8 protein-coding genes and 1 pseudogene are annotated in these 4,895 nt (G+C 76.7%); 8 read left to right on the top strand and 1 reads right to left on the bottom strand.

Going from position 1 to position 4,895, the window contains the following annotated elements:
- Positions 1-187: 187 nt before the first annotated feature.
- Positions 188-1,147, bottom strand: coding sequence for a TIGR03557 family F420-dependent LLM class oxidoreductase (locus AB0K34_RS45960; RefSeq protein ID WP_364554820.1), 960 nt, complete (start codon positions 1,145-1,147; stop codon positions 188-190).
- Between the two features lie 145 nt (positions 1,148-1,292).
- Here AB0K34_RS45960 and AB0K34_RS45965 point away from each other — a divergent pair, with 145 nt between their 5' ends.
- The 8 genes and pseudogenes from AB0K34_RS45965 (at position 1,293) to AB0K34_RS46000 (ending at position 4,831) form a co-directional block, all read left to right on the top strand.
- Entirely contained in the window at positions 1,293-1,841 is a 549-nt protein-coding gene (locus AB0K34_RS45965) for a hypothetical protein (RefSeq protein ID WP_364554822.1), read from the top strand.
- Complete coding sequence (locus AB0K34_RS45970; RefSeq protein WP_301178218.1) at positions 1,838-2,104, top strand: monovalent cation/H+ antiporter complex subunit F; 267 nt, start codon at positions 1,838-1,840, stop codon at positions 2,102-2,104. Before AB0K34_RS45965 ends, AB0K34_RS45970 begins: the two co-directional genes overlap by 4 nt.
- Before the next feature lie 16 nt (positions 2,105-2,120).
- Complete coding sequence (locus AB0K34_RS45975; protein WP_364554824.1) at positions 2,121-2,429, top strand: monovalent cation/H(+) antiporter subunit G; 309 nt, start codon at positions 2,121-2,123, stop codon at positions 2,427-2,429.
- Between the two features lie 7 nt (positions 2,430-2,436).
- The gene (locus AB0K34_RS45980; protein ID WP_364554826.1) at positions 2,437-2,787 is read left to right on the top strand and encodes a DUF4040 domain-containing protein; all 351 of its coding nucleotides are present in this window, start codon (positions 2,437-2,439) and stop codon (positions 2,785-2,787) included.
- Positions 2,784-3,494, top strand: coding sequence for an MnhB domain-containing protein (locus AB0K34_RS45985; RefSeq protein ID WP_364554828.1), 711 nt, complete (start codon positions 2,784-2,786; stop codon positions 3,492-3,494). Before AB0K34_RS45980 ends, AB0K34_RS45985 begins: the two co-directional genes overlap by 4 nt.
- Positions 3,491-3,844 (top strand): sodium:proton antiporter, encoded by a 354-nt coding sequence (locus tag AB0K34_RS45990; RefSeq protein WP_138635746.1) that lies wholly within the window; start codon positions 3,491-3,493, stop codon positions 3,842-3,844. Before AB0K34_RS45985 ends, AB0K34_RS45990 begins: the two co-directional genes overlap by 4 nt.
- Positions 3,845-4,269: 425 nt before the next feature.
- A pseudogene (locus AB0K34_RS45995) lies at positions 4,270-4,383 on the top strand (hypothetical protein); the annotation flags it as partial.
- 124 nt (positions 4,384-4,507) lie between these two features.
- Positions 4,508-4,831 (top strand): proton-conducting transporter membrane subunit, encoded by a 324-nt coding sequence (locus AB0K34_RS46000; protein WP_364554830.1) that lies wholly within the window; start codon positions 4,508-4,510, stop codon positions 4,829-4,831.
- Positions 4,832-4,895: the final 64 nt, after the last annotated feature.

Genomic DNA, 4,895 nt, shown 5'->3' on the forward strand with positions numbered 1-4,895 from the left:
GCCGGCGCGACCGCGCAGGCCGCGCCGGCGGACCGGCCCGCGCCGGCGGCGTTCCCGCCGAGCCGGGCCGCGTTCTGCTTCACCTGTCCGGACCCGTTGCCGGGAACCGAGGGGGTTTCCATCGTCCTTCCTTCCTTCCTTCGGGGAATCGTTGGGCAGTGGTCGTGCGGGGTGGGCGTGGGGCGGGTCAGCCGCCGCGCAGGCGCGGCAGGACCTCGCCGGCGTAGAACTCGAAGAACCCGTCGGCGCGGGGCCCGATCTGCGAGACGAACACGTCGTCGTAGCCGGCGTCGGCATAGGCGCGCAGGGCCCGCTCGTGCACCGCCGGGTCGGGTCCGCACGGCACCGCCTCGGCCACCATGTCGGTGGTCACCAGCTGCGTCAGCTGCCGGAACTGGCGCGGCAGCGGCAGCAGCTGGTTGGCCTCGCCGGGCAGGTAGTCGCTGCCCCAGATCCGGCGGGCGGTCTCGCGCGCCTCGGCCTCGTCGGGCCCCCAGCACGCCTTCAGCCCGCCCTGCACCGGCTTGCCCTCGCCGCCGCCGTGCCGGAACACCTTCACCAGGTCGGCGTCGGGCATCATGCAGATGAACCCGTCGGCCAGGCGCCCGGCCAGCGTCGCCGCCTTGGCGCCGAACCCGGACATGTGGATCGGGGGCGGCTCGTCCGGCAGCGTGTACAGCCGCGCGGTGTCCAGCCGGTAGTGCTCGCCGCGGTGGGTGACGAGCGTGCCGGTGAACAGCCGGCGGATCAGCTCGACGGCCTCCTCCAGCATCTCCAGCCGCTCGGCGGCGGGCGGCCACCGCGAGTCGAGGATGTGCTCGTTGAGGAACTCGCCCGTCCCGACGCCGAGGGTGAACCGGCCGCCGGTCAGCACCGCGCTCGTCGCCGCCGCCTGCGCCACGATCGCCGGGTGGGTGCGCACCAGCGGGCACGTCACCGCGGTCCCGATCGGCAGCGACGTCACCTGCGACAGCGCGCCGATCACCGACCAGGCGAACGGCGCCTGGCCCTGCTCGTCCAGCCACGGGTGGAAGTGGTCGGAGATCCACAGGGCCTCGAACCCGGCCTCCTCGGCCATCCGCGCCTGCCGGATCAGCTCGGCGGGCTGGTGCTCCTCGGTCGCCAGGAAGTACCCGTACCTGGTCATCCACGCCTCCCCTGCGCCACTGGGTTTCGCCGTGCCTGCGCTTAGCGCGCCCTACCCCGGCGGAACCCGCCAAACATCGGCGCCGCGCGGGGCCCGGCGCCCGGGCGGGACGGTTGGAATCGTCGGTCCGGGTATGGCGGAGGTCATGTCCGCCCCAACACTCCCCCATGCGCCCGGCGGCGTCCGCCGGGCCGCCGAGCCGCTGGCCTGGTGGACGGCGCTGATGGCGGTCTACCTCGGGCTGGTGCCGGCGATCTCCCCGACGGAGGTCGCGGTCGCGGCGGCGGCGGCAGCGGCCGGCGCCGCCGCCGCGGTCGCCGCGCGCCCCGCCCTGCTCAACGGCGGCGGTGAGCGGGGCCCGCGGGCCGCGCCGGCTGCGGGCCGGGTCGCGGCGGCGCTGGCGCGGCTGCCCGTCCAGGTGGTCGCCGACACCGCCCGGATCACCGTGCGCGGCGCGTCCGGCGGGCACTGGACGGAACTGCCCGCAGTGCCCGGTCCCGCAGTGCCCGGTCCTGCCGGGCTCGGCGCCGCGGCGCTGCTGCTGTCGGCCTCTCCCGCCTCCTATGTCGGCGGCGTCGACCCCGGGCGGGGCATCGTGCGGGTCCACCGCCTGGCGCGGGGGCCGTCGCCCTTCGAGCGGAGCCTGCGCGCGGCCGGGCTCATCGGTCCCGGACGCGGCGGCGGCGCGTCGTGACGGGCGGCGCCGCCGGCACTGCGGTCCCCGCGCTGGTGCTCATGCTCGGCGGTCTCGCGCCGGCGCTGCTGGGCACGCTGCGCGGGCGTCCCGCGACGCGGCTCGCCGGGCTCATCGTCACCGGGCCGCTGGTCACCCTGGTGCTGGTGCTGCTGGCCGCCGCCTACGGCCGCCCCGCCTACCTGGACGTGGCGCTGGTGCTGGCCCTGCTGTCGTTCGCCGGGTCGCTGGTGTTCGCCCGGTTCCTGAACCGGACCCTGTGAGCCCTCGGGAGCCGTGATGAGCCTGGACCTGCTCGCCGACGCGCTGACCTGGGCCGGCGCCGCGGTCGCGGTGGCCGCCGGGCTGCGGCTGCCCCTCACCCGCGGCGCCGCGGCGCGGCTGCACGCGGTCGCGCCGGTCACCGCGCTGGCCTCGCCGCTGCTGATCGCCGGGGTGGCGCTGCGGCCCTGGTCGTCCTGGCACGACGTCGCCAAGCTCGCCGCGATCGCGGTGCTGCTGACCGCGACCGGGCCGCCCGCCGTCATCACCGCCGGGCAGGCCGCCGACCGCGCCACCACCTCGCCGGAAGGGAGTGAAAGGGAGTGAAGCAGCCGTGACCACCGCCGCCCTGACCACCGTCGCCGCGGACGCGCTGTCGGGGCCGCTCGCCGACGCGCTCATCACCGCGGCGCTCGCGCTGACCGCCGCGATGGCCACCGCCGTCGTGCTGACCCGCGACCCCGTCCGGCAGGCGATCGTGCTGTCGGGGTACGGGGCGACGCTGGGGCTGCTGTTCCTGATCCTGCAGGCGCCCGACGTCGCGATGTCGCAGCTGGGCGTCGGGACGGTCCTGCTGCCGCTCATCGTGGTGCTGGCCCTGCACGCCGCCCGCCGCCACCGCCGCGACCACAGCGACGGCGGTGGCGGTGAGGGGGCCGGGGACGGGCGGGAGGCGCGCCGGTGACGCCCCGCGCCCGCCTCCTGCTGTTCGCCGGCGGCGCCGCCGGGACCTTCGCGCTGTTCACCGCCGGGGTCCTCGGCCTGCCCGCGTTCGGCGGCGCGTCGCACCCCTACGCCGACCGCGCCGTCCGGGAGGCCGTCCGGCAGGGCACCCCCAACGCCGTCGCGTCGGTCACCTTCGACCAGCGCGCCTTCGACACCCTCGGGGAGGAGCTGATCCTGCTGGCGGCGGCGCTCGGCGCCGTCGTGCTGCTGCGCGCCGTCGCCGGGGAGCGGCGCGGCGCCGCGCACCGGCACGGGCCCGCCGAGGTCCCGGACGCGCTGCGCGTCACCGGGTGCCTGCTGCTGCCCCTGACCCTGGTCGCCGGGGTCTACATCGTCGCGCACGGCCACCAGTCCCCCGGCGGCGGATTCCAGGGCGGCGTCGTCCTCGGCACCGCCGTCCACCTGCTCTACCTGGCCGGGGACTACCCGGCGCTGCGGCGGCTGCGCCCGGTCCCGGTGCTGGAGTCCGCCGAGGCAGCGGCGGCCGCCGCGTTCACGCTGCTGGCCCTGGCCGCCGCCGGGCAGGCCGCGACCGGCCGCGTCCCCGCCCTCAACGGCGCCGTCGGCGCCGAGGTCGGCTGCGCCCTGGTCGTGCTCGTCGCCAAGTTCTTCGACCAGGCGCTGCTCGTCCACGGCGCCGCCCGGACGCGGGAGGGGCCCGCATGAGCGTCCTGCCCTATCTGACCGCCGGGTGGATCATGCTCGCCGGCGTGTACGGGATCGTCACCAGCCGCGACCTGATTCACGCCGTGGTGTGCCTGTCGGTCACCCAGTCCGGCACCTACGTGCTGCTGCTGGCCGTCGGGCACCGCTACGGCGCCACCGCGCCGGTGTTCTCCGACCGGCCGCCGCCGCCCGCCGGGCCGCCCGTCACCGACCCCGTCGTGCAGGCCATGGCCCTCACCGACATCGTCGTCGGCGCCACCGTCACCGCGCTGCTGCTGGCCCTGGCCGTGCAGGTCGCCAAGCGGCGCGGCACCCTGGACCCCGACGCGCTGCGCTCGCTGGAATCGTGATCCCCTCCACCGCGGTCGCGTTGCAGGCCGCCGTCGCGCTGCCGGTGCTGGCCGCGGCGGTGCTCGCCGGCGCCGGGCGGTGGCTGCCGCGGCCCGCCGTGGACGCGACCGCGCTGGCGGCCGCGGCCGCCGTCACCGCCCTGACCGCGCTCACCCTCGCCCGCTCCGGCCGCGCCCCCCAGGTCGCCTGGCTCGGCGGATGGGGGCCCAGCACCGGCGTCGGCATCCCCCTGGCCGCCGACCCCCTCGCCGCCGGGCTGGCCTGCGTCACCGCCGCCCTCACCCTGGCCGCGCTGGCGTTCTCCTGGCGGTACTTCACCGAGATCCAGGCGATCTTCCACGCGCTGGTGCTGCTGTTCCTGGCGTCGATGTGCGGGTTCGTCTACACCGGGGACCTGTTCGACGCGTTCGTGTTCTTCGAGCTGATGAGCGTGGTGGCGTTCGCGCTCACCGGGTACCGGGCGGAGGAGCCCGCGACCGTGCACGGCGCCCTGAACTTCGGGATCGTCCAGTCCATCGGCGCCTACCTGTCCCTGGCCGGGATCGCGCTGCTGTACGGGCGCACCGGGCAGCTGGGCCTGGCCGCCATCGGACGCCACCTGTCCGGCGCCGGCGGCGACGCGGGCGCGGGTTCGGGGCGGGGCGCTCGTCACGGCCGCGTTCGTGCTGGTCTGCACCGGCTACCTGGTCAAGGCCGCCGCCGTCCCCTTCCACTTCTGGCTCGCCGACGCCCACGCCGTCGCGCCCACCCCCGTGTGCGTGCTGTTCTCCGGCGTCATGGTCGAACTCGGCGTGTACGGGGTGGCGCGGACGTACTGGGCGGTGTTCGCGGGGCTGGTCCCGCTGCGCGGCATCGCCGTCCTCGGCGCCGCCGCCGCGCTACTGGGCGCCGTGATGTGCGTGCTGCAGCACCACGTCAAGCGGCTGCTGGCCTACTCCACCATCAGCCATGTCGGCCACCGCCTCCGGCTCTTCGACGGTCAGTGATGGTGCGCTCCCCGGTCGCCCCGCCCGGTCGCCGCCGCGGGCCGCTGCCCCGGGCCGAGGACGA

Origin of the sequence: Actinomadura sp. NPDC049382 (assembly GCF_040677125.1) — a bacterium.
In the GTDB taxonomy this organism is placed as follows: domain Bacteria; phylum Actinomycetota; class Actinomycetes; order Streptosporangiales; family Streptosporangiaceae; genus Spirillospora; species Spirillospora geliboluensis.

Coding starts and splice junctions, on each gene's coding strand:
- AB0K34_RS45975 (WP_364554824.1), top strand. CDS start 2,121: ATGAGCCTGGACCTGCTCGCCGACGCGCTGACCTGGGCCGGCGCCGCG.
- AB0K34_RS45965 (WP_364554822.1), top strand. CDS start 1,293: ATGTCCGCCCCAACACTCCCCCATGCGCCCGGCGGCGTCCGCCGGGCC.
- AB0K34_RS45990 (WP_138635746.1), top strand. CDS start 3,491: ATGAGCGTCCTGCCCTATCTGACCGCCGGGTGGATCATGCTCGCCGGC.
- AB0K34_RS45960 (WP_364554820.1), bottom strand. CDS start 1,147: ATGACCAGGTACGGGTACTTCCTGGCGACCGAGGAGCACCAGCCCGCC.